The organism is Methylobacterium sp. D53M, from assembly GCF_053345625.1.
The window spans coordinates 54,311-77,624 of record NZ_JBKFAL010000013.1; the positions used below are offsets into that span (position 1 = coordinate 54,311).

The following is a 23,314-nucleotide window of genomic DNA, read 5'->3' on the forward strand; positions in this document are numbered from 1 at the left end:
AGCATGCCGGCGAGGGCATCGACCGCCCGCCCGGGTGATCCACCAACCATGCCGGCTCCGGCGCTACCCCTCTCCCGACCGCGCGGGCGGATCGAGGCCCGCACGCTGCTGTGGATCCTCGCCGCCCTCTGCATCGCGACGATGAACGCGCCCCACGCGGTTTGGGAAACCGTCCAGCACCTGCGCGTCCCGGATACCGACGACGCGATGCGCCTCGTGGAAGTGCGCGACCTGCTGGCCGGCCAGGGCTGGTACGACAACGTCCAGTACCGATTCCTGTCCCCGGGCGGCGTGCCGAGCCACTGGTCGCGCCTCGTCGACGCGCCCATCGCCGGCCTGATCCTGGCGCTCACGCCCCTGACGGGCCCCGCGCTCGCCGAGGGCCTGACGGCGGCACTCTGGCCCGTGCTGCTCTTCGGGCTCTACGGCTGGCTTCTGTATCGCGGCGTCCGGCACAGCTTCGGCAGCCGTGCCGCGCTCCTGGCCCTGATCGCGGCCGCGCAGACCTTCGGTGTGACGATCCAGTTCCAGGCCGGGCGGGTGGACCACCACAATCTGCAGATTCTCTCGATCCTCGGTCTCGCCTTCTGCTTGATCCGCGGCGGCCTGCGACCCGGCCTGATCGGCGGGATCCTGGCGGCCGTGTCGCTGGCGATCGGGCTCGAGGGCCTGCCCTTCGTCGCGCTGGCGGCGCTCTTCCTCACGGGCGACTGGTGCCTGCGCGGACGGCCCGCGCTGGCGTCGCTCGCGGGCTTCGGCCTGGGTCTCGGCCTCGCCGCCCCCGCGCTGTTCGCCGTCCAGACGGCCCCCTCGCTCTGGGGGGTCTCCCACTGTGACGCGCTCTCGCCACCCTGGCTCTGGCTCACCCTGGGCGGCCTCGCCCTCGCCGCGATCGCCGCCGCCGCGGGCGAGCGCCTCTCGACGGTCCCGGCGCGCCTCGCCCTGGCGGGCCTCGCGGGCAGCGTCCTGCTCGCAGGGTTCGCCGCCGCCTTCCCGTCCTGCCTCGGCGGCCCGTTCCCCGACATGCCGCCGCTGGTGCGGATCCACTGGCTGCTCACGGTCAACGAGATGGCGCCGCTGGCGAAATTCGTGGCCCGCGGCCAGTGGGAGGCGCTGGTCTTCTACCCGGTCGTGATCCTGGCGAGCCTCACGGCCACCGCGATGGCGTGGCGCGGCCCCGAACGCCGGGCCTGGTCGGTGGTCGCGCTGTTCCTGTGGCCGGGGCTGATCCTCGGCATCGCGCAGTTCCGCGGACTCTACATCGTCTCAGGCTTCGTGCCGCTGGTGGCGGGCGTAGTCCTCGACCGCGCGCTGGCACGGGCAGCCCTGCCGGCCGGGGCGCGGCGCTGGCCCGTCGCGCTCCTCGGCGCCGCGATGGTCAGCAGCCTCTGGATGATCCCGGCGCTCCTGGCGGAGACCCTCGCGCCCGGCCTGCGCAACGCGCCCGACGCGGCCGAGACCAATGCCTGCCTCGGCGACGCCGCGGTCCGCCCCCTGGCGCACCTGCCGGAAGGCACCGTGCTCGCCCCGATCTTCATGGGGCCGTCGATCCTCCTCCGCACCCCGCACAGCATCGTCGCCGCGCCCTATCACCGGGCCATTCCCGGCCTCAAAGCGGCGATCGAGGGGCTGGGCGGCACCGAGGCCGACCTCGACCGGGTGCTGACGGCGTTCGACGTCCGCTACCTCGTCGCCTGCCCGGTCCGGCCGGCCGAGAACCTCCAGGCGGAGACGGCGTTCGCCACGCGGCTCGCCGCGGGCGCGGCCCGGAGTGCGCGCCTCGTGCCGCTGGACGTGCCCGGTCCCCTCAAGGTCTGGCGCGTCGCGCCCTGATGATCAGAGCAGGCGCCGATCGAGGCGGATGATCCGGCAGGGATCGCCGGCGCGCGCGGCCGGCGCGTGCGGGGTGCGGATCAGCAGGGCTTCGGACCGTCCGAGTACGGCGAGCATCGACGAGTCCTGACGCCGCTCGGCGGTCGCGACCGGTAGACGGTCGGGCTCGAGGGCGAGGCTCGCCCGCATGTAGTCGGCCCGGCCGTCATTCTCCGGCATGTCGCGGCCGAGCGTCGCCGGCTCGCTCCGGTCGGCGCCGGCCCGCGGATCACCCTGGAGCGCGCGGATGGCGGGCACCACGAACAGGAGCCCGCACACGATGGACGAGACCGGGTTGCCCGGCAGCCCGATGACCAGCATGTCGCCGAGGCGGCCGTGCATCAGCGGCTTGCCCGGCCGGAGGGCGATCCGCCAGAAGCCGAGCTCCAACCCCTCCTTGGCGAGCGCGGCCTGAACCAGATCGTGGTCGCCGACGGAGGCGCCGCCGAGGGTGATCAGCAGGTCGGCCCGCGCCGCGCGGGCGCGACGGAACGCGTCCGCCAGGGCGTCGTGGTCGTCCCCCGCGATGCCGAGATCGACGATGTCGGCGCCCGCCTCCGCGGCGAGGGCACCGAGCGCGAGGCTGTTGGAGGCGACGATCTGGTCCCAGCCGGGCGTCGCGCCCGCCTCCACCAGCTCGTCACCGGTGGCGAGGATCGCGACGCGCGGTCGGCGGCGGACCGGGAGGCGCGGATGACCGGCCGCCGCGGCGAGCGCCAGCCGCCGCGCATCGAGGCTCATGCCGGCCGGGATCAGGGTCTCGCCGGCGGTGAAGTCGAGGCCGGCCCGGCGGATGAACCGCGCCGTCTCCACGGGCTCCAGGACGCGCACCGCGCCCGCCTCGGCGGCGGCGTTCTCCTGGATCAGGATCGCGTCCGCGCCCTCCGGCACCGGAGCCCCGGTGAAGATCCGGACCGCCTCGCCCGGGCCGATGCGGCCGGAGAAGCCGTGACCGGCCGCGCTGGCGCCGATCAGCCGCAGGGTCGCCCCGACCTCCCCGGCGTCGGCGCCGCGCACGGCGTAGCCGTCCATGGCGGAGGCCGGGAACGGCGGCTGGGTCCGTGAGGCGACGACGTCCGCGGCGAGCGTCCGGCCGCAGGCCTGCGCCAGCGGGACGGTCTCCGGCTCGACCGGCGCGGCGACGCTCGCGAGCACCCGCGCCAGCGCCTCGGCGACCGGGATCAGGCCGCTCATTCCGCCGGGGCCCGGTAGGTGCCCGAGCGGCCCCCGTCCTTGGCGGTCAGCCGGATCCCCTCGATCCGCATGCCGCGATCGACCGCCTTCACCATGTCGTAGACCGTGAGGCACGCCACCGAGACGGCGGTCAGCGCCTCCATCTCGACGCCGGTCGGGCCCTGGACCCGGACCTCGGCGGCGATGCGCAGGCCCGGGAGCGCGTCGTCGGGCTCGCACTCGACCCGCACCTTCGACAGCAGCAGCGGGTGGCAGAGCGGGATCAGCTCGTGGGTGCGCTTGGCCGCCATGATGCCGGCGAGCCGGGCCGTGCCGATCACGTCGCCCTTCTTGGCGTCGCCCTCGCGGATCAGGGCCAGGGTCTCCGGCCTCATCACGATCTGGCCTTCCGCCCGGGCGGTCCGGTCGGTGGCGGGCTTGTCGGTGACGTCGACCATGTTGGCCGCGCCGCTGGTGTCGAGATGGGTCAGCGTCGAGCCCGGCCGCATGCCTTACGCCTTCTTCCGCGGCTTGCCGCCCTTGGCCTCCGCGGCGCCGAACAGCAGGGCGCGGGCCGCCTCCGCGACGTCCGGCTGCCGCATCAGGCTCTCGCCGACCAGCACCACGCCGAGGCCGTTGTCGCGCAGCCGGACCACGTCGGCGTGGTCGCCGATCCCGCTCTCGGCCACGGCGATCCGGTCCGCCGGGATCCCCGGCGCCAGCCGGATCGCGGTCTCGAACGAGACCTCGAAGGTCTTGAGGTTGCGGTTGTTGATGCCGATCAGCGCCGTGCAGAGGGGGATGGCCCGCGCCAGCTCGGCCTCGTCGTGCACCTCGACCAGGACGTCCATCCCGAGGAGGTGCGCCGTCTCGACCAGGGCGACGGCCTCGTCGTCGTCGAGGCAGGCCATGATGACGAGGATGCAGTCGGCGCCCCAGGCCCGGGCCTCGTAGACCTGATAGGGCTCGAACAGGAAATCCTTGCGCAGGACGGGCAGCCCGCAGGCCGCGCGCGCCGCCGTCAGGTACTCCGGCCGCCCCTGGAACGAGGGCTCGTCGGTCAGCACCGACAGGCAGGTGGCGCCGCCGGCCTCGTAGGCGGCGGCGAGGCTTGCCGGGTCGAAATCGGCGCGGATCAGGCCCTTCGAGGGCGAGGCCTTCTTCACCTCGGCGATGAGCGCGGGGCGGTCCGCGCCGAGATGGCTCCGGATCGCCGCCGCGAAGCCGCGCACCGGCTCCGCCTGCGCGACCTTCCGCTCCAGCTTGGCGAGCGGCACGCGCAGCTTCGCCTCGGCGATCTCGCGGCGCTTGTAGGCCTCGATGCGGGCGAGGACGTTCGGCCGCTCGGTCGGCGTCCCGGCGCAGGTCTCCGGGGTCGCCTCGTGCGTCAGCGAGCTCATCGGCCCTCCTGCCCGTTGGAGTGGTCGTTCGAGGCCCGGACGAGGCGGGCGAGCGTCGCCCGGGCGGCCCCGGAATCGACGGCATCCTGCGCCTGCGCGACGCCGTCCGCCAGGGCCTGCGCGGCCCCCGCGACGACGAGCGCCGCCCCCGCGTTGAGGACCGCGATGTCCCGGTAGGCGTTCCGCGCGCCCGCCAGGACGGCCTCCAGGGACCGCGCGTTGTCGGCCGGGTCGCCGCCGCGCAGCTCCTCGGGCGCGCGCAGCGCCAGACCGAAGTCGCGCGGGTCGATGGTGAAGTGGGACAGCCGCCCCTCGTTGAGGGCGACCACCCGCGTCGGACCGGTGACGGTGATCTCGTCGAGCCCGTCGGACCCGTGGACGGTCCAGACCCGGCGGCTGCCGAGCTCGGCCAGGACCCGCGTCAGCGGCTCCGCGAGCGCCTCCTGGGCGACGCCGAAGAGCTGGTAACCGACGCCGGCCGGGTTGCTCAGCGGGCCGAGCAGGTTGAAGATCGTCCGCACGGGCAGTTCGGACCGGACCGCCGCGACGTGGCGCATCGCCGGGTGGTGGGCCTGCGCGAACAGGAAGCAGAGTCCGGCCTCGGCGAGGCAGCGGGCCTGCGCGGCGGGGTCGAGCCCGAGCCGCACGCCCAGGGCCGCGAGCACGTCGGCGGCGCCGGAGCGCGAGGTCGCCGCCCGGTTCCCGTGCTTGGCCACCGGCACGCCGCAGGCGGCCACGACGATCGCCGCCAGAGTGGAGACGTTGACGCTGCCGGAATGGTCGCCGCCGGTGCCGACGACGTCGACGGCGTTCGCGGGCGCCGCGACGCGGGTCATGCGCGCCCGCATGGCCTCGGCCGCGCCGACGATCTCCTCGACGGTCTCGCCGCGCACCTTGAGGGCGGTCAGGAAGGCGCCGGCCTGGACCGGCGTGACCTCGCCCGACAGCAGGTCGTCGAAGGCGGCGCGGGCCTCGGCGCGGTCGAGGGCGAGGCCCCCGGCGACCTTCGCGAGATGGGGTCTGAAGCTGTCCATGGGTTCTAACGGAGGGCCGCCCCGGCCCCCGGCGTCAATGCACGTCGGCACGCGTCCTGTCACGCGCCGTGTTCCAGGCGGCGGCGAGATCGAGGAAGTTCTTCACGATCTCCGTGCCGTGCTGCGACCGGATGCTCTCGGGATGGAACTGGACGCCGTGGAGCGGCCGGTCGGCGTGCTCCAGGCCCATGATCAGGCCGTCGGCCTCGGCGGTGACCCGCAGGGCCGTCGGGCAGGTCGCGCGGTCGACCACCAGGGAGTGGTAGCGCGTCGCCTCGAAACTGTCGTTCAGGCCGCGGAACAGGCCGCGCGCGCCGTGCCGGATGGTCGAGACCTTGCCGTGGAGCGGCAGCGGCGCGCGCACGACGTCGCCGCCGAAGGCCTGGCCGATCGCCTGGAGGCCGAGGCACACGCCGAAGATCGGGATCTCCTCGGACAGGTCGCGGACCACGTCGAGGCAGATCCCCGCCTCCGTGGGCGTGCACGGCCCCGGCGACAGCACGATCGCGTCGGGCGCCTTGGCGCGGATGTCGGCGATCGTGAGCGCGTCGTTGCGCGCGACCTCGACCGTGCCGCAGAGCGGCCCGATCAGGTGCACGAGATTCCACGTGAAGGAATCGTAGTTGTCGATGACGAGGACGTTGGGCATCGCGGCGGCACGCTCGGGCATGCAGGCGATGTGACCGCTCGCACCCGCGCGGTCAACCGTCGGCGTCGGTCGGCGGCGCAGCCGCGCGTCCGCCCTACGGCCCGCGCTACTGCCCGCGCTTCGCCTGCGCGGCGAAGCGCACTGCCTCCTCGGCGGCCCGGAACAGCGCCTTGGCCTTGTTGACGCATTCCTGCTGCTCGGAGGCGGGATCGGAATCGTAGACGATCCCGGCCCCCGCCTGGACGTGCATGGTCCCGTCCTTCACCACCGCGGTGCGCAGGACGATGCAGGTGTCCATCTCGCCCCGCGCGCCGAAATAGCCGATGCAGCCCGCGTACGGCCCGCGCTTCTCGCGCTCCAGCTCGTCGATGATCTCCATGGCCCGCACCTTCGGGGCGCCCGAGACCGTGCCGGCCGGGAATCCCGCCGCCAGGGCGTCCAGTGGATCGTGGCGCGGGTCGAGGTCGCCCTCGACGTTCGACACGATGTGCATGACCTGGCTGTAGCGCTCGATGAAGAACGAGTCGGTCACGCGGACGCTGCCGATCCGCGAGACCCGGCCGGCGTCGTTGCGGCCGAGGTCGAGCAGCATCAGGTGCTCGGCCCGCTCCTTCGGGTCGGCGAGCAGCTCCTCGGCGAGGGCGGTATCCTCGGCCGGGGTCGCGCCGCGGCGACGCGTGCCCGCGATCGGGCGGACCGTGACCACGCCGTCGCGCACCCGCACCAGGATCTCCGGAGAGGAGCAGACGATCTGGAAGCCCTCGAAATCGAGGTAGCACAGGAACGGCGCCGGGTTGGTCCGCCGGAGCGAGCGGTACAGGCTGAAGGCCGGCAGCGTGAACGGCGCCGAGAACCGCTGGGACAGCACCACCTGGAAGACGTCGCCCGCGACGATGTACTCCTTGGCGCGCGCCACCATGGCGAAGAAATCGTCCGGCGGCGTGTTCGAGACCGGCTCGGGCGGGGCGACCGTCGACAGGTCCACCCGCGCCTCGATCGGCAGCGGGCCCTCGAGGGCGGCGGCGACCCGGTCGACGCGCTGCAGCGCGTCCTCGTAGGCGGCCCGGGCCGCGGTGCCGGGGGCGGGCCGGATCGGCGAGACGACCGTGATGACGTCGCGGATCGAGTCGAACACCACCATCACCCGGGGGCGCACCAGGATCGCGTCCGGCACGCCCAGTGGATCCGGGTTCGGCTCCGGCAGCCGCTCCATGGCGCGGACCATGTCGTAGCCGAGGTAACCGAACAGGCCGGCGGCCATCGGCGGCAGGTCCTGGCCGTCCGACTCGCCGATGGCGCTCTCGGCGATCAGGGCCCGCAGGCTCGCCAGCGGCGCCCGCGAATCCGGCTCGAACCGCGTGAGATCGGCCCCGCGCGCGATCGCGGGCGCGCCCGCCCGGCAGCGCCAGATCAGGTCCGGATCGAGGCCGATCATCGAGTACCGGCCGCGGACGGCGCCGCCCTCGACCGATTCGAGCAGGAAGGCCGGCCCGGCATGGCCGGCGCGCAGCTTGAGGAACGCCGCCACCGGCGTCTCGAGATCGGCGACGAGGCTCACCGCCACGAGGCTCGGCTGCCCGGCCTCATAGCGCGCCGCGAAGGCCGCGTAATCGGGCGCGTCGGCCATGCCTCAGTACTCGCCGCCGATGGCGCGCCGCAGGGCCGCCGGATCGACCTTCACGCCGGCGTTCTTCTGGACCTCGCCGATGTACTCGGACAGCACGTCGTCGGCGAGCGCCGCCTGAAAGCTCTGCGTGATCTGCTTGTCGCTCGGGCTGTCGGCCACGAAGGCCGGCACCGTCGCCGCCGTGACCTTGAAGACCGCCCGCGAATCGCCCGCGGCCGCCGTGCCGGCCTTGCCCACCGGGGTCGCGAAGATCAGGTTCACGACGTCGGCCGTGAGCATGTCCTTGGCCTGGTTGCGGGCGAGATCCTGCGCCTCCTGCAGGTTGACGCCGACCTCCTGGGCGGCGGCCTCCATGGTCTCGCCCTTGTTGATCTTCTCGACGAGCTCGCGGCCCTTGGCCTGGAGACGCTTGGCGATCTCGGTCGCGGTCCAGCCGGCCTTCACGCCGTCCTTGACCTCGTCGAGGGGTTTGTCGTGGGCGGCGTCGATCCCGGTGACGTCGTACCAGGCATAGCCGCCGGTCTTGGTCCGCAGGGGCTCGTTGTCGCCGCCGATCTCGGCGCGGAACAGGGCCGGCAGGGTGGTCTCCGGGTCCGGGATGTCGGTGATCCGCTGCCCGTCCGGCCCCTTGCCGTTCACGTCCACCGCCTTCACGGCGACGACCTTGAGGCCGCGCTCGGCCGCGATGTCGGCCAGCGGCTTGGCGCCGGCCCGCTGGTCCTCGATCGCGTCGCGGGTGGTCTCCATGGCGTCGCGGGCGCGGGCCAGGGCGAGGGCCTTGCGGATCTCGCCGTCCACCGCCTCGAACGGCTTCACCGTCCCGGCCTCGATCTTGGTCACGCGCAGCAGCACGGTGCCGAACCGGCCCTGGACCGGCTGGCTCACGCCGCCCTCGGGCAGCGCGAAGGCGGCGTCGGCGACGGCCTTGTCGAACAGCTCGCTCTTGGTCAGCGTGCCGAGGGTCAGGTCCTTCTCGTCGGTGCCGCGTTCGGCCGCCACCGCGTCGAAGGTCTTGGAGCCGTCCGTGATCGCCTTGCGGGCCGCCTCGGCGGCGGCCGCGTCGGGGAACACGATCTGCTGGATCGTGCGCTTCTCGGGCGTGCCGTAGCGGTCCTTGTTCAGCGCGTAGGCGGCGCGGGCGTCGGCCTCGGTGATCGCGTCGGGCTTCGCCATCGCCTCGGGCTCGACAACGAGGAGGTTGGCCGCCCGGAACTCCGGCGCCCGGAAGCCGGACTTGTTGGCCTCGTACCAGGTCTTCAGCTCGTCGTCCCTCGGCTCGGGGATCTGGCCAGCCACCGAGGGCGTCAGCATCAGGTAGGCGGCCGCGCGGCGCTCGGTGGTGTAGCGATGGACGGCCTCCCGCATGGCGAGCGGCACGTGCAGATCCGACGACACCGCCTCGGCGAGCTGGAGGCGGGCGATCACCGAGCGCTGCTCGCGCACGAACAGGGCCTCGTTGAGGCCGGCGCGCTGCAGGGTCTGGTAGAAGAGCTGCGGCTCGAACTGACCCTGCTGGTTCTGGAAGCTCTTCTCCTCGTGGATCGCCTTGATCACCGAGGAATCCGGCACCGTGAGGCCGAGATCGTGAGTCTTCTGATCGAGGGCGGCCTCGGTGATCAGCTGGGACATCACCTGCCGGTCCAGGCCGAGCATCCGCGCCTGGTCGGGCGTCAGCGGACGCTTCAGCTGGGTCTGATAGCGCTGCAGCTGGTTCTGGTAGGCTTGGCGCACCTGCTCGGCCGTGATCGGCGTGCTGCCGACCGTGGCCACCTTGTTGCTCGCGCCGCCGCGGAAGAACTCCTCCACCCCGAAGATGCCGACACCGGCGATCAGCAGCGTGAAGATGATCGTCAAGACGATCTTGCCGAGCCAGTGCTGGCTGGCGTTGCGGATGCCCTGAAGCATGGTCTGTGATCGAGTACCTTCGGCAGCCGCCCCGTCACCGGGCCGGCGCTGTCCCTGAGAGCCGACCGCGATAGACCATTCGCGTCCACAGGCAAAGGCTCGGGCGGTCCCGGCCGTTTGCACGCTCAAGCTCGCTCTGGTAGGCCCCGGCGACTTCGAGAAAGCCGCGGCGGAGCGAGGGCAGGAATGACGCAGTCTGGGCGCAAACCGCTTGTCGCTGGCAACTGGAAGATGAACGGGACCCGGGCATCCATCCAGGTTGTCGAGGCGATTCGCGACGGGCTCTCGCCGGACCTCGCGTCGCGCATCGACGTGCTGATCTGCCCGCCGGCGACGCTGATCGGATCCTGCGTGGCGGCGGCGGCCGGATCGCCGATCGCGATCGGCGGCCAGAACCTGCACGCCCGGCCGAGCGGCGCCTTCACGGGCTCGATCTCGGCCGAGATGCTCGCCGATCTCGGCGCCAAGTACGTGATCGTCGGCCATTCCGAGCGCCGGGCCTACCATCACGAGACCGACGACGGGGTCCACGCCAAGGCGCTGGGCGCCCGCCGCGCCGGCCTGTGCGGCATCGTCTGCGTCGGCGAGACCATCGAGGAGCGCGAGCAGGGCCGCGCCCTCGACATCGTCCGCGCTCAGCTCGCCATCGGCCTGCCGAAGGGCGCGACGGCGGCCGACACGGTGATCGCCTACGAGCCGGTCTGGGCGATCGGCTCCGGGCGGACGCCGACGCCGCGCGACATCGCCGAGGTCCACGCCTCCCTGCGGGAGATGCTCGACAAGCTCGTCGGCGACGAGGCGCAGAAGATCCGCATCCTCTACGGCGGCTCGGTGAAGCCCGGGAACGCCAAGGAACTCCTGTCGGTGGACAACGTCGACGGCGCGCTCGTGGGCGGCGCGAGCCTCGTGGCGGAAGACTTCCTGGGGATCTGCGCCGCCTACGCCTGAGCGCGGGCCCGCGAAGCCTGGCTGGGCGCGGCGCGACAGACGCGCCGCGCGACCGTCAGATCTTGAAGGCCTGCCGGGCGAGCAGCCGCCAGCGGCCGCCGTCGCTGTGCCAGACCTGCATCACGCCGATATGGACCGGCGACGTCTTGCCGCCCGAGACCACCTCGCCGGTGAAGACGTGGCGCGCGATGGCGTCGTCGCCGACCACCGACACGGAGCGGTCCGACAGGGTGATGCTCGGGAAGGTCGAGCGCTTGCTGGTCAGCGTCTCGATGAAGGCCGCCTTGTCCTGCACCTGACCGCTGGAATGGCCGTAGCTCAGCCCGTCGAGGGTCAGGGCGTCGAGGGCCGGACCGTCGGCGGCGAGGAGAGCCTTGGTGAGGGCGTCGACCGCCTGCTCGACCGCGGCGCCCCGGCCGGAGGCATCGGTTCCGGCCGCGGAGCCGGAGCCCGGGCGGATCAGGACGGGTGCGGCGATGGCGGCGGCGAGCGCCGCACGGCGTGACACGGACATGGCTTGCCTCCCGGACCGGGCGGCGCGTTCGGTCGGCCGCCCTGCCCCGGCAGAGAGCACGGTGCGCCGACGAAGGCGAGGGTCGGAGCGGACAGTCGGCCGCGCGCGTCAGGTTGGCGGCGGGCGACCGGTGGTGTATGCCGTCGCCGAATTCCGGCCGGTCCGCCCGAAGCGTCCCCCGAAGCCCCCGCCGCACGCCCGTGCGTCGGGGCGGTTCGTGGACGATCGCGGGCCCCGGCCCTCGTGCGTTCGTCTTCCGGTGCCCGCTGCCGGCGCGCGGCGCTGAAGAAGATCCCGGAACACCGATGCAGACCGTCCTGATCGTCGTCCACCTCATCATCGTGCTCGCGCTGATCGGCGTCGTGCTGCTCCAGCGCTCCGAGGGCGGACTCGGGCTCGGCGGCGGTGGCGGCGGTGGCGGCGTCGGCGGGTTCATGACCGGCCGCGGCCAGGCCAACGCCCTGACGCGGGCCACCGCGATCCTGGCGGCCCTGTTCTTCGCCACCAGCCTGACCCTCGCGATCCTGTCGCATCGCTCGGCGGCGCCGAAGTCGATTCTCGACACGGGCGCGCCGCAGACGTCCGGACAGCCGGCCAAGCAGCCGACCGGTGCCGACAACCTGCTCGACACGCTGCGCCAGCAGCAGGACCGGGCGCCCGCGAACGCCCCGGCCCAGCCGGCTCCCGCGCAGCCGGCCCCCGCCCAGCCGGCGGTTCCGGACGCGCCGCAGTCGCGCTGACGGCGCGCGCCGCGAGCGGCGCAGCGTCCGACCCTTGTCCCGACGGACCGGCGCTCGGCCGGTCCACGCCATGCGTTCCGCGATCCCCAGCCCATGCGCGGGCCGGGGCCTCCGTCGTTTGGCAAATGCCAGCAGCTTCTTTATGGACCGAGGCCCATGACGCGGTACGTTTTCATCACCGGCGGCGTGGTCTCCTCCCTCGGCAAGGGCCTCGCCTCGGCGGCCCTGGCGGCGGTCCTCCAGGCCCGCGGCTACCGGGTCCGGATGCGCAAGCTCGACCCCTACCTGAACGTCGATCCGGGCACGATGAGCCCGACGCAGCACGGCGAGGTGTTCGTCACCGACGACGGCGCCGAGACCGACCTCGACCTCGGGCATTACGAGCGCTTCACCGGCGTTCCGGCGAGCCGGGCCGACAACATCACGACGGGCCGGATCTACCAGGACATCATCGCCAAGGAGCGCCGCGGCGACTACCTCGGCGCCACGATCCAGGTGATCCCGCACGTCACCAACGCGATCAAGGACTTCGTCCTCGACGGCAACGACAGCTTCGACTTCGTGCTGGTGGAGATCGGCGGCACGGTCGGCGACATCGAGGGCCTGCCGTTCTTCGAGGCGATCCGGCAGCTCGGGCAGGAGCTGCCGCGGGGCACCTGCTGCTACGTCCACCTGACGCTGCTGCCCTACATCCCGTCCGCCGGCGAGCTGAAGACCAAGCCGACCCAGCACTCCGTGAAGGAGCTGCGCTCGATCGGCATCCAGCCCGACATCCTGCTCTGCCGCTGCGACCGGCCGATCCCGATGGACGAGCGGCGCAAGCTCGCGCTGTTCTGCAACGTCCGCCAGACCGCGGTCATCGAGGCCCTCGACGTGGCCTCGATCTACGAGGTGCCGCTCTCCTATCGGACCGCCGGCCTCGACCGGGAGGTGCTCGGCCATTTCGGCCTGGAGCACGGCGAGGAGCCGGATCTCGGCCGCTGGCAGACCATCGCCGAGCGCGTGCGCAATCCCGAGGGCGAGGTCTCGATCGCCATCGTGGGTAAGTACACGGGGCTGAAGGACGCCTACAAGTCGCTAACCGAGGCGCTGACCCACGGGGGCATCAGCCACCGGGTGAAGGTCAATCTCGAGTGGATCGAGGCCGAGGTGTTCGAGCGCGAGGATCCGGCGCCCTTCCTCGAAGGCCTCAACGGGATCCTCGTGCCGGGCGGCTTCGGCCAGCGCGGGGCCGAGGGCAAGATCCGCGCGGCCCGCTACGCCCGCGAGAAGCGCATCCCCTATCTCGGCATCTGCTTCGGCATGCAGATGGCGGTGATCGAGGCGGCCCGCTCGCTGGCCGGGATGCCGGAGGCCAACTCCACGGAGTTCGGCGACACCGCCGAGCCGGTGGTCGGCCTGCTCACCGAGTGGCTGCGCGGCAACGAGCTGGAGCGGCGCGCGGCGGCCGGCGATCTCGGCGGCACGATGCGGCTCGGCGCCTACGAGGCGAAGCTCGACCCCGAGTCCAAGATCGCCCAGATCTACGGGTCCGATCAGATCTCGGAGCGCCACCGCCACCGCTACGAGGTCAACATGGCCTATCGCGAGCGGCTGGAGGCCAAGGGCCTGCGCTTCTCGGGCGTGTCCCCCGACGGCCTGTTGCCCGAGACGGTGGAGCATGTCGGGCACCCGTGGTTCATCGGCGTGCAGTTCCATCCGGAGCTGAAGTCGCGCCCGTTCGAGCCGCACCCGCTGTTCAAGGGCTTCGTCGGCGCCGCGATCGAGCAGAGCCGCCTGGTCTGAGGCCGCGGCGGCGCGCCGCTGCTCGCGCGGCGGCCCGCGGCCCTATATCCTCGGAGCCGTGACCGAGATCCTCTTCTACCACATGCAGCGGCAGCCCCTGGAGAAGGTGCTGCCGAACCTCGTCGAGCGCTCGCTGGACCGCGGCTGGCAGGCCGCGATCCAGGCGGCGAGCGAGGAGCGCCTGCAGGCGCTCGACGACCACCTCTGGACCTATTCCGACGAGAGCTTCCTGCCGCACGGCACCGACCGCGAGCCCGACGCCGCGAGCCAGCCGGTGGTGCTCACGCTCCGGGACGTGAATCCCAACACCGCCTCGATCCGCTTCCTGGTGGAGGGCGCCGACCTGCCGCCCGACGCCGGGCAGTACGAGCGGATCTGCATCCTGTTCGACGGGACCGACCAGGACGCGCTGCTGCGCGCCCGCGAGCAGTGGAAGCAGGCCAAGGACGCCGGTCACGCGGTGGCCTACTGGCAGCAGGACGAGTCCGGACGCTGGAACAAGAAGGCTTGATGGTGGCCCCCCACGCACGTCTCGGGCGCGCCGCGCTCGCCCTCGCCCTGGCTCTCGCCGCGCCCCCGGTCACCCTCGCCCAGGACGCGCCGCACGGCCATCCCGCGGAGAGCAAACCGGCGCAGCGCGGACCGGAGGGACGCCGCCTGCCGCCCGATTCGACGACCAAGCAGAGCGTGACGCTGCCGGACGGCCGGACCCTCGACTTCACCGCCACGGCCGGGAGCCTGCCCCTCGTCGACGAGGCCGGCAAGCTGCAGGCCGAGATCGCCTACGTCGCCTACACGATGGCGCCGCAGGCCGGCCGGGAGCGTCCCGTCACTTTCGCGGTCAATGGCGGCCCGGGCGCCGCCTCAGCCTATCTCAATATCGGGGCAATCGGGCCCTGGCGGCTTCCGGTCGGCGGCGACAGCATCAGCCCGTCGCAGCCGGTGACGCTGACGCCCAACGACGGGACGTGGCTCGGCTTCACCGATCTCGTCTTCCTCGACCCCGTGGGGACCGGGTACAGCCGGGCTGCGGACGGGAACGGCAAGGCCTACTGGTCGATCGATACCGACGCCTCGACCCTGGCGGCGACCATCGCGCGCTACCTGCGCGTCAACGACCGCATGGCGAGCCCGAAATTCTTCGTCGGCGAGAGCTACGGCGGCTTCCGCGGCCCGCTGATCGCCGAGAAGCTCCAGGAGGAGATCGGCGTCGGCCTGTCCGGCATGGTGCTGCTCTCGCCGGTGCTCGATTTCGCGTGGCTGGAGACGCCGCGGACCAATCCGTGGGGCTACGTGCTGAAGCTGCCCTCGCTGGCGGCGGGCGCGCTCGAGCGGGCCGGCACGGTGCCGACGCCAACCCTGCTCGGCGACGCGGAGGCCTACGCCTCGGGCCCGTACCTGAGCGACCTGCTCAAGGGGCCGAGCGACACGGCCGCCGTCGCCCGGATGACCGAGAAGGTCGCGCCCCTCGTCGGTCTCGACCCCGCCCTGGTGCGTGCCCAGGCGGCGCGCCTCTCGACCCGGAGCGTCCAGCGCGAGATCGACCGCGCCGAGGGGCGCGTGACCAGCGCCTACGACACCGGCATCACCGGCTGGGACCCGAACCCGGACGCCGCCCAGTCGAGCTTCGAGGATCCCCAGCTCACCGCCCTCCAGGCACCGCTGACGAGCGCGATGCTCGACCTCTACGCGCGGACGCTGAAATGGCCGGTGACCAACATGCGCTACGAGCTCCTGAACAACGCCGTCAATCGCGGCTGGAGCTGGGGCTCGGGCCGGCAGGCGCCCGAGGTCCTGTCGAACCTGAAGGGCGATCTGGCGCTCGACGGGAACCTGCGCGTCCTCGTGGCGCACGGCTTCACCGACCTGGTGACGCCCTACTTCGCCTCGAAGCTCCTGCTGGCGCAGGTCCCCGCCTACGCCGCCGGCCGCCTGAGCCTCGCGGTCTATCCGGGCGGGCACATGTTCTACACGCGTCCGGATTCGCGCGCCGCCTTCCGGACGGACGTGGAGCGGATGTACACGGACGCCCTGAAGGTGCGCGACGCCGGCTCGACCCGTCCGGCCGGAGCCCCCGCCGAGCTTCTCCGGACGGCGCCGTAGCGCCTCCGGCCCGCCGCGCCGGTCACGCGTCGTCGAAGGCGAGGGCCTCGGCCGGGTAATCCACCATCGTCCGGCGCTGCGCGTCTGTGTTCTGCCACTCGCCGACCTTCATGTAGCGGCCCTCGAGATCGCGGACCTCGACCACCTTCCCGATCGTGGGGATCGACTGGAAGCCCTGCGGCCAGTTCGACGCGAAGTAGAAGACCTGCTCGACGTGGTCCGAGAGGTGGCAGATCCCCGGCCCGAAGGTCCCCAGCCCGAAGACGAGGTAGCGGCCGTTCACCAGCGCCGCGACGTCGGAGATCAGCGACTCGCTCTGGATCTCCACCGGCAGGCCGCGCCGTTCCGCGTAGGCCTCCACCTCGGCGATGACCGGGTTCAGCCTGTTCTCGAAGACGAGCTTGACCGAGCGGATCCGGCCCTCGGCCAGGAGCCGGTCGATGACCATCCGGTAGAACGCGAAGGGCGGCTGCGGGTAGTGCGGATCGACCCAGGTGCTGAAGATGTCGCCCGACCGGATGTGGATCAGGAGCTGGTCGTGGGGCTTCACCGGGAAGTTCTTCGGCAGACCGTTGAACAGCGGCCGGATCACGCTCTGCACGATCGCGCGCGAATCCGCCGGTCCCCGCAGCGCGGTCACGCGCTCGAACTGCGTCGGGTCGAAATACAGGCCCGACAGGAAGTAGCCGTCCGCCGGCAGCGGCTCGTCCGGCGGGATGAAGGTGATGCCGTCGCAGGTCAGCCGCTCGGTCAGGAAGATCACCTTGCTGCGGTCGACCTTGGGCACCTTGATGTATTTCAGGTTGAGCGACTTCGCGATGGACACCGCGATGATGTACTGGACGAGGCAGTTGCCGAAGGCGCCGTTCTCGAACAGCGACAGGCCGACCAGTGCATGGCTGGCGCGGTCGGGCGCCGACTGGAGCGCGTAGGTGACGTAGACGTTGGCGCCGGGCTTCTCGTTCAGGAGCGTCACGTCGAGGCCGAGCATCGCCCGCAGCGCGATCAGGTCGACCGCGGCCTCGTCGGCGCGGATGCCGATGCCGGCGATCCGGGCCGGTTCGGGCGCGGCGATCCGGACCGCGCGCGCCCAGGCCCGCTCGTCGGGGACGATCGCGGCGACGAGGGCGTCCGGGGTCGCGGTCCAGCCGGCGAGGTCCGGCTCGGCCCACGTCACGCCGTCCTGCGAGACCGCCACCGCGACGTCGCCGGGCTCCGCGGGAACCGCCCCCTCCCCCGGCCGCAGGGCGACGGAATGGATCGGGAAGCGGCCGCCGAGGTCGACCTCGAGCCACGTCGTTCCCGTGCCCGCATCGGAGACGATCCGCGGCTCACGGCCGGCCGCGAGATCGACGAGGACCGGGGTCGGATCGTCTGTCGGGGCCATCGGGTCTCCGGGAGTTCAGCGCCCGCGCCGGGGCCGGGCGGGTATCGGGTGCGGCGGTGCCCGCTCCGGGGCGCGGCCGTCAAGCCCGCCCCGATCGCGGGGCGGGCGCGGGAAACGGCCGCGATCCGGCGCCGCTCCGTTGTGTCCCGGCGGTCATGCGTCTACAACGGCCGGGCGACGGTGCCCCGGAGACGGGGTGAAAAGGGAATGCGGTGAGGGGTTTGAAGCCCCGACTCCGCGGCTGCCCCCGCAACTGTGAGCGGCGAGCGCCCGCCAAGCGCCACCGGAGCGATCCGGGAAGGCGGTGGGCGCGCCGAGCCGCGAGCCAGGAGACCTGCCGTCGCGACAGGATCCCGCAATGCCGCCGGTGGGGCGGCTGGAGACGCTTCTGATGACGACGCAAACCCTCGCCCCCGTCGCCGCCGGCACCCGCGCCGCGGAGCGCCCGATCGCCGTCGCACTCGCGGCCGTGCTGGGCCTCGGCCTGCTGTTCATGGCGGGCTTCTCGCCGGCGATCGCGCTCCACAACGCGGCGCACGATTTCCGGCACACCCAGAACTTCCCCTGCCACTGACGTCCCCGGACCAGGGATGATCATCCGGCTCCTGTCGGCGGCCCTCGCCGCCGGCTTCTTCGCGGCTGCCATCGTGACGGGCCTCGAACTCACGCTGACCTCGCCGCTGATCGTCGCGGCCGAGCGCTACGAGCAGCAGGAGGCGCCGAACCGGGCTGCCAAGGCGCTCCCGGTCAGGGCGTTCCCGATCGTGCTGGCCCATGCCGGGCACGACCACGCCGCGCCCGACGCCGCGCCGGAATGGCAGCCTGCGCCCGGCCTGCCGCGGATGGCCTTCACCGGGCTCGCGACCCTCGTGGGCGGCGTCGGCTACGCGCTGCTGCTCGGCGCGGTGATGCTCGCCTGCGGCCGCGAGCCCACGCCGCAGGTCGGCCTCGCCTTCGCGGTGGCCGCCTTCGCCAGCGTCGCCCTCGCGCCGGGCCTCGGCCTGCCGCCGGAACTGCCCGGCAGCGCGGCGGCCCCGCTCGCGACGCGGCAGGCGTGGTGGGTGATGACCGCCGCGGCGACCGGGATGGGGCTCTACCTGATCACGATACGCCGCGCGCTGATCACGATCCTCGGGGGGCTCGTCCTGATTATCGCGCCGCACGTCGTCGGTGCCCCGCAGGCGCCCGAGGCCGCGTCCGAACTTCCGGCCGCGCTCGCCGCGCAATTCGCCGCGCGGTCGCTCGCCATCAGCTTCGTGTTCTGGATCCTGATCGGACTCGGGCTCGGCTGGGCGTGGCAGGCCTTCGCCCGTGGCGCTGATCGGGGGGCGGCCCGTGCCTGAGACCGTGCTCTACGTCTGCACCACCTGCCGACGCCCAGACGACGATCCGGCCGGGCCCCGCGCTGGGGCCCGCCTGCTGGAGGCGCTCCGGGCGCGGAGCGGCGCCACGCCGGACCTGCGGGTCGAGGCGGTCGAATGCCTGTCGGTCTGCAAGCGGCCCTGCACCGTGGCGGTCGCCGCGGCCGACCGCTGGACCTACGTCTACGGCGACATGGATCCGGCCGCCTCGGCCGAGATCATCCTCGGCGGGCTCGCGGCCTACGCGGCGACCCCGGACGGCATCGTGCCCTGGCGCGAGCGTCCGGAGGCGTTCCGCAAGGGCGTGATCGCCCGCATCCCCCCTTTCCCAGAACCCCGCCCGGTCCCCGCCGGCACCCTGGAGCCCGCGGAATGACCCTCGTGAACAAGATCCCCTGCACCATCGTCACCGGCTTCCTCGGGGCCGGCAAGACGACCCTCGTCCGCCACGTGGTGGAGAACGCCAAGGGGCGCCGCCTCGCGATCCTGGTGAACGAGTTCGGCGACATCGGCTTCGACAAGTCCTTCCTGGCCGCCTGCGGCGTCGAGGGCTGCACCGAGGACGCCATCGTCGAGCTGCCGAACGGCTGCATCTGCTGCACGGTCGCGGACGATTTCGTGCCGGCGCTGGAGACCCTGCTCGGCCGCGCCGAGCCGCCGGAGCACATCCTGATCGAGACCTCCGGCCTCGCCCTGCCGAAGCCGCTGGTCCAGGCGTTTCAGTGGCCGGCGATCCGCTCGCGGGTGACCGTCGACGGCGTGGTCGCGGTGGTCGACGGCCCGGCGGTGGCCTCGGGCGCCTTCGCGGAGGATCCGGAGGCCCTCGCGGCCCAGCGCGCCGCCGACCAGTCGGTCGACCACGACAACCCCCTGGAGGAGGTGTTCGAGGACCAGCTCCTCTGCGCCGACCTCGTGGTCGTCAACAAGGCCGACCTGATCGACGCCGCGACGCGGGCGCGGGTCCGCGCCGAGGTCGAGGGGCACCTGCCCCGCGCCGTGAAGGTCGTGGAGACCGAGAACGGCGCCATCGACCCGCGGGTTCTGCTCGGCCTCGGCGCGGCCGCCGAGGACGATCTCGACGCCCGCCCCTCGCATCACGGCGAGGGCGAGGACCACGACCACGACGATTTCGAGACGGTCGCGCTGCCGGTGCGCCCGGCGGTGACCGCGGGAGATCTCGCGGCCCGGGTCGAGGCGGCGGCCGAGGCCGCCGGCGTTCTGCGCATCAAGGGCTTCGCCGAGGTCGAGGGCAAGCCGATGCGCCTCGTCGTGCAGGGTGTCGGCCGACGCGTGACCCATCATTTCGACCGCCCCTGGCGGGCCGGGGAAGCCCGCGACGGGACGCTGGTGGTGATCGGCCTCAAAGGCTTCGACAAGGACGCCGTCGCGGCGGCCATCGCGGGATGAGGCCGGTCGCGCACGCCCGCCCGGACTCGCTCTAGGGGCCGCCGCGGTGCACCTCGTGCGCATCGATGCCATCTCCCTCGACGAGGGCGAGGCGGCCGTGGATCTCGGGCAGGAGCCCGGCGACCTCGTGGTGCTGTCCTTCACCGACAGCGACCTCGCGTCGGTCGGGCAGGCCCACGCCGCGGAGCCCGGCCTGCCGAGCCTGCGGCTCGCGAAGCTCGCCAGGCTGCGGCACCCGCTCTCGGTCGACCTCTACGTCGAGCGCGTCGTGGCGCGCGCCAAGGTCGTGGTGATCCGCTGCCTGGGCGGCCTCGATTACTGGCGCTACGGGATCGAGCGCTGCGCCGAGGCCGCGCGGGCGCACGGCGTCGTCCTCGCGGTCCTGCCGGGCGACGACCGGCCGGATCCGCGCCTCGCCGCCTTCTCCACCGATCCCGACCTCGCCGGGCAGCTCGACGCCTATTTCCGGGCCGGCGGCCCCGACAACCTGCGGCGGATGCTGCGGCGCCTCGCGATCCGCCTGGGCGCCGACGGCCCGGTCGAGCCGCCGCAGCCGCTCCCGCGCGGGTTTCCCTGGTGCCCCGGCTGCGGGGTCCTGCCCCTTGAAGCAGCCCTCGCCGCGGCCGCGACCGCGATCCCGCTCGCCGGAGCGCGCAGCGCGGCGGAGCCCGTCGCGCTCCTGCTGATCTACCGCCCCGCCGTGCTCGGCGGCGACACCGGCCCGTTCGTCGCCCTCGCCGCCGCCCTGCGGGCGCGCGGGATCGGCGTGCTGCCGATGGCCGTGTCGAGCCTGAAGGAGCCGCAGGCCGCCGCCGCGGTCGCCGCGGCCGTGCGCGCGCGCAGGCCCGATCTCGTGATCGCCGCCACCGCCTTCTCGGCCCGCGAGGACGAGACCGGCTTCGTGCTCGACGGCGGCGACTGCCCGGTTCTCCAGGCCTTCACGGTGGGGTCGCCCCGCGCGGCCTGGGAGGCCTCCGCCCGCGGTCTCGGCGCGGCCGATCTCGCCATGCAGGTCGCGCTGCCGGAATTCGACGGCCGGCTCTCGGGCTTCCCGATCTCGTTCAAGGAGGAGAGCGCCGAGATCGCCGGCTTCGCCGAGCGGCGCGCCGTGCCCTACGAGGCCGGCATCGCCGCGCTCGCCGACCGGGCCGCGGGATGGCTGCGGCTGGCCGCCCTGCCCCGGGCGGCGCGGCGCGTCGCCCTGGTCCTGTCCGACTACCCTGCCCGCGGCGGCCGGGCCGGCTTCGCGGTCGGCCTCGACACGCCCGCGAGCGCCCGCGCGATCGCCGCCGACCTCGCGGCCGCGGGCTACGCGGCCGGCGCGCTTCCGGAGCCCGGAGCGCTGATGGCGGCGCTCACGGAGGGGCCGCCCGCGTTCCGGGTGCCGCTCGCGGCCTACGCGGCGTGGTGGCGCACGCTCTCCGAGGACGTCCGCGCGGCCGTGACCGACAGCTGGGGCGAGGCCGAGGCGGACCCCGCCTGCGTCGAAGGCGCCTTCCGGTTTCGGATGGTCCGGGACGGCGGCCTCGCGGTCTTCCTCCAGCCCGACCGCGGCCGCGATCCAGATCGCAAGACCGGCTACCACGATCTCGACCGCGCCCCGACCCACGCCTACCTGGCCTTCCATCTCGGCCTGCGGCAGCAATTCGACGCCCTGGTGCAGCTCGGCACACACGGCACCGCGGAGTGGCTGCCGGGCAAGGCCGTGGCCCTGTCACCCGCCTGCTTCCCGGCGCTGTGCGTCGGCGGGCTGCCCGTGATCTACCCGTTCATCGTCGACGATCCGGGCGAGGCCGCGCCGCTCAAGCGCCGCCTGGGCGGGGTCGCGCTCGGGCACCTGACGCCCGACACCGCCGTCCACGCGCTGACGCCCGAGGCGGCCCGCCTCCGAGAGCTGGTGGAGGAGTATTCCGCCGCCAGCGTGCTCGATCCCCGCCGGGCCGACCTCATCGCCCGTGCCATCCTGGAGGAGGCCGGAGCGGCCGGACTGCTGGACGGGGCCGGGATCGGCGCGGACACGCCGATGGACGAGGCGCTGACGCGGCTCGACGCGCATCTCTGCGATCTCGGCGAGACCGTCTTCCGCGACGGCCTGCACGTCTTCGCCCGCGCCGCGGACCGGGCCGCGGACGTCGTCGTGGCGAGCGCGGACTCCGAGCGGGCCGGCCTGCTCGCGGCCCTCGACGGGCGGTTCGTCCGACCGGGCCCCTCGGGCTCGCCGTCGCGCGGGCGGGCCGACGTGCTCCCGACCGGGCGCAACCTCGCGACCCTGGACCCGCGGGCCATCCCGAGCCGCGCCGCCGCGCTCCTCGGCGAGAAGGCCGCCGCCGCTGTGGTGACCCGCTATCTCCAGGACGAGGGCGCCTATCCGGCCCGGATCGTCATGGATCTCTGGGCCTCGCCGACCCTGCGCACCGGTGGCGAGGACGTGGCCCACGCCCTGGCCCTGATGGGCGTCCGGCCGGTCTGGGACCATGCCAGCACCCGCGTCACCGGCTTCGAGATCCTGCCCCTCGCCATGCTGGACCGGCCGCGGATCGACGTCACCGTCCGCGTCTCCGGCGCGTTCCGCGACACCTTCCCCGACACGCTGGCGCTGCTCGACCGCGCCGCCCGCGCCGTGGCGGACAGGGACGAGACCGACGACGAGAATCCCCTCGCGGCGGCGCGCCGGCGGGGCGACGCGTCGGTGCGCGTCTACGGGGCCGCGCCCGGCTGCTACGGCGCCGGCACCGCCGCCACGGCCCTCGACGGCGCCTGGGAGGGCCGCGCCGACCTCGGCCGCGCCTACCTGGCCGCGAGCCGCCACGCCTACGGCGACCGCGAGGGGCCCGACGCCGATTTCGCCGCCCGCGTCGCGGCGGCCGACGCCTATCTCCACGCCTTCGACGTGGCCGAGCGCGACCTGTTCGACGGCGACGCCGCCGTCGACGCGATGGGCGGTTTCGCGGCGGCCGCCGCCCTGGAGGGGGCGAGCCCCGCCCTCTACAGCCTCGACGTGTCGGTCCCGGAACGGCCGAAGGCACGGACGGCCCGCGAGGACGCGGCCCGCCTGATCCGCGGGCGCCTCGCCGATGCCCGCTGGATCGCGGCCCAGCTGCGCCACGGCTACCGGGGGGCGCAGGAACTCGCCCAGGGGCTCGACGCGGTCTTCGTCCTGGCCGCCGCGAGCGACGCGGTGACGGATGCGGGCTTCGAGGCGCTCTACGCGGCCTGGATCGCCGACGCCGAGGTGTTCGAGCGCCTGCGCGCCGCCAATCCCGCCGCGGCCCGCGCGATCCTGGAACGGTTCGACGCCGCCCGGGATCGCGGCCTCTGGCACAGCCGGCGCAACGCCCTCCCGGCCGACGCCCTGCCGCGCGAGGCCGCCGAGTGAGCACCACCCCGCATCGGCGCGTCCTGCCCGAGG

Annotated in this window: 20 protein-coding genes and 1 riboswitch; of the genes, 11 read left to right on the forward strand and 9 right to left on the reverse strand. The window is 73.4% G+C overall.

What is annotated here, in order from left to right; genetic code table 11:
* The first annotated feature begins 48 nt into the window (after nt 1-48).
* Nucleotides 49-1,833 (forward strand): hypothetical protein, encoded by a 1,785-nt coding sequence (locus ACLBYG_RS18375; RefSeq protein WP_447682350.1) that lies wholly within the window; start codon nt 49-51, stop codon nt 1,831-1,833.
* A gap of 3 nt (nt 1,834-1,836) precedes the next feature.
* On the opposite strand, the gene ACLBYG_RS18380 is transcribed toward ACLBYG_RS18375, so the two are convergent.
* The 7 genes from ACLBYG_RS18380 to ACLBYG_RS18410 all read right to left on the reverse strand — a co-directional run bounded on the left by ACLBYG_RS18380 (nt 1,837) and on the right by ACLBYG_RS18410 (nt 9,660).
* On the reverse strand, nt 1,837-3,066 hold the full coding sequence (locus tag ACLBYG_RS18380; protein ID WP_447682351.1) for a molybdopterin molybdotransferase MoeA: 1,230 nt from the start codon (nt 3,064-3,066) through the stop codon (nt 1,837-1,839).
* Nucleotides 3,063-3,554 carry a cyclic pyranopterin monophosphate synthase MoaC gene (moaC, locus tag ACLBYG_RS18385; protein ID WP_056528122.1) on the reverse strand — a complete coding sequence of 164 codons (492 nt, stop codon included), beginning with the start codon at nt 3,552-3,554 and terminating at the stop codon, nt 3,063-3,065. Before moaC ends, ACLBYG_RS18380 begins: the two co-directional genes overlap by 4 nt.
* A 3-nt stretch (nt 3,555-3,557) precedes the next feature.
* Complete coding sequence (gene trpC, locus ACLBYG_RS18390) at nt 3,558-4,445, reverse strand: indole-3-glycerol phosphate synthase TrpC (protein WP_447682352.1); 888 nt, start codon at nt 4,443-4,445, stop codon at nt 3,558-3,560.
* Entirely contained in the window at nt 4,442-5,479 is a 1,038-nt protein-coding gene (gene trpD / locus ACLBYG_RS18395) for an anthranilate phosphoribosyltransferase (RefSeq protein ID WP_447682353.1), read from the reverse strand. The genes trpC and trpD overlap by 4 nt, the downstream gene beginning before the upstream one ends.
* A 34-nt stretch (nt 5,480-5,513) precedes the next feature.
* A complete protein-coding gene (locus ACLBYG_RS18400) occupies nt 5,514-6,128 on the reverse strand; it encodes an anthranilate synthase component II (protein ID WP_026605172.1) in 615 nt (204 codons plus the stop codon).
* A 106-nt stretch (nt 6,129-6,234) separates the two neighbouring features.
* Nucleotides 6,235-7,755 (reverse strand): anthranilate synthase component I, encoded by a 1,521-nt coding sequence (trpE, locus tag ACLBYG_RS18405; protein ID WP_447682354.1) that lies wholly within the window; start codon nt 7,753-7,755, stop codon nt 6,235-6,237.
* A 3-nt stretch (nt 7,756-7,758) separates the two neighbouring features.
* A complete protein-coding gene (locus ACLBYG_RS18410; RefSeq protein WP_447682355.1) occupies nt 7,759-9,660 on the reverse strand; it encodes a peptidyl-prolyl cis-trans isomerase in 1,902 nt (633 codons plus the stop codon).
* A 186-nt stretch (nt 9,661-9,846) separates the two neighbouring features.
* On the opposite strand from ACLBYG_RS18410, the gene tpiA reads away from it, so the two are divergent.
* Nucleotides 9,847-10,608, forward strand: coding sequence for a triose-phosphate isomerase (gene tpiA, locus ACLBYG_RS18415; RefSeq protein ID WP_020094621.1), 762 nt, complete (start codon nt 9,847-9,849; stop codon nt 10,606-10,608).
* Nucleotides 10,609-10,663: 55 nt separating this feature from the next.
* Here the strand turns inward: tpiA and ACLBYG_RS18420 are convergent, their stop codons facing one another.
* A complete protein-coding gene (locus ACLBYG_RS18420; protein ID WP_447682356.1) occupies nt 10,664-11,122 on the reverse strand; it encodes a nuclear transport factor 2 family protein in 459 nt (152 codons plus the stop codon).
* A gap of 305 nt (nt 11,123-11,427) precedes the next feature.
* Here ACLBYG_RS18420 and secG point away from each other — a divergent pair, with 305 nt between their 5' ends.
* The 4 genes from secG (at nt 11,428) to ACLBYG_RS18440 (ending at nt 15,750) form a co-directional block, all read left to right on the forward strand.
* Nucleotides 11,428-11,862, forward strand: a complete 435-nt coding sequence (secG, locus tag ACLBYG_RS18425) for a preprotein translocase subunit SecG (protein WP_042672232.1) — start codon at nt 11,428-11,430, stop codon at nt 11,860-11,862.
* Between the two features lie 156 nt (nt 11,863-12,018).
* Complete coding sequence (locus ACLBYG_RS18430) at nt 12,019-13,647, forward strand: CTP synthase (protein ID WP_020094624.1); 1,629 nt, start codon at nt 12,019-12,021, stop codon at nt 13,645-13,647.
* Nucleotides 13,648-13,705: 58 nt separating this feature from the next.
* The gene (locus ACLBYG_RS18435) at nt 13,706-14,158 is read left to right on the forward strand and encodes a DNA polymerase III subunit chi (protein ID WP_020094625.1); all 453 of its coding nucleotides are present in this window, start codon (nt 13,706-13,708) and stop codon (nt 14,156-14,158) included.
* Nucleotides 14,158-15,750 carry a S10 family peptidase gene (locus tag ACLBYG_RS18440; protein WP_447682357.1) on the forward strand — a complete coding sequence of 531 codons (1,593 nt, stop codon included), beginning with the start codon at nt 14,158-14,160 and terminating at the stop codon, nt 15,748-15,750. Before ACLBYG_RS18435 ends, ACLBYG_RS18440 begins: the two co-directional genes overlap by 1 nt.
* A 22-nt stretch (nt 15,751-15,772) precedes the next feature.
* Here ACLBYG_RS18440 and ACLBYG_RS18445 read toward each other — a convergent pair whose 3' ends face one another.
* On the reverse strand, nt 15,773-17,137 hold the full coding sequence (locus ACLBYG_RS18445; protein ID WP_447682358.1) for a discoidin domain-containing protein: 1,365 nt from the start codon (nt 17,135-17,137) through the stop codon (nt 15,773-15,775).
* Nucleotides 17,138-17,298: 161 nt separating this feature from the next.
* Nucleotides 17,299-17,493: riboswitch (cobalamin riboswitch) on the forward strand.
* A 35-nt stretch (nt 17,494-17,528) separates the two neighbouring features.
* Here ACLBYG_RS18445 and ACLBYG_RS18450 point away from each other — a divergent pair.
* The 5 genes from ACLBYG_RS18450 to cobN are packed head-to-tail and all read left to right on the forward strand — an operon-like array spanning nt 17,529 to nt 23,281.
* Nucleotides 17,529-17,711: a CbtB domain-containing protein gene (locus tag ACLBYG_RS18450; protein ID WP_447682359.1), complete on the forward strand. Its 183-nt coding sequence runs from the start codon at nt 17,529-17,531 to the stop codon at nt 17,709-17,711.
* Between the two features lie 16 nt (nt 17,712-17,727).
* Nucleotides 17,728-18,480 carry a CbtA family protein gene (locus ACLBYG_RS18455; protein WP_447682360.1) on the forward strand — a complete coding sequence of 251 codons (753 nt, stop codon included), beginning with the start codon at nt 17,728-17,730 and terminating at the stop codon, nt 18,478-18,480.
* Nucleotides 18,473-18,874, forward strand: a complete 402-nt coding sequence (locus ACLBYG_RS18460) for a DUF1636 domain-containing protein (protein ID WP_447682361.1) — start codon at nt 18,473-18,475, stop codon at nt 18,872-18,874. Before ACLBYG_RS18455 ends, ACLBYG_RS18460 begins: the two co-directional genes overlap by 8 nt.
* Nucleotides 18,871-19,905, forward strand: coding sequence for a cobalamin biosynthesis protein CobW (gene cobW / locus ACLBYG_RS18465; RefSeq protein ID WP_447682362.1), 1,035 nt, complete (start codon nt 18,871-18,873; stop codon nt 19,903-19,905). Before ACLBYG_RS18460 ends, cobW begins: the two co-directional genes overlap by 4 nt.
* A gap of 46 nt (nt 19,906-19,951) precedes the next feature.
* Nucleotides 19,952-23,281: a cobaltochelatase subunit CobN gene (cobN, locus tag ACLBYG_RS18470; RefSeq protein ID WP_447682363.1), complete on the forward strand. Its 3,330-nt coding sequence runs from the start codon at nt 19,952-19,954 to the stop codon at nt 23,279-23,281.
* The last annotated feature ends 33 nt before the right edge of the window (nt 23,282-23,314 follow it).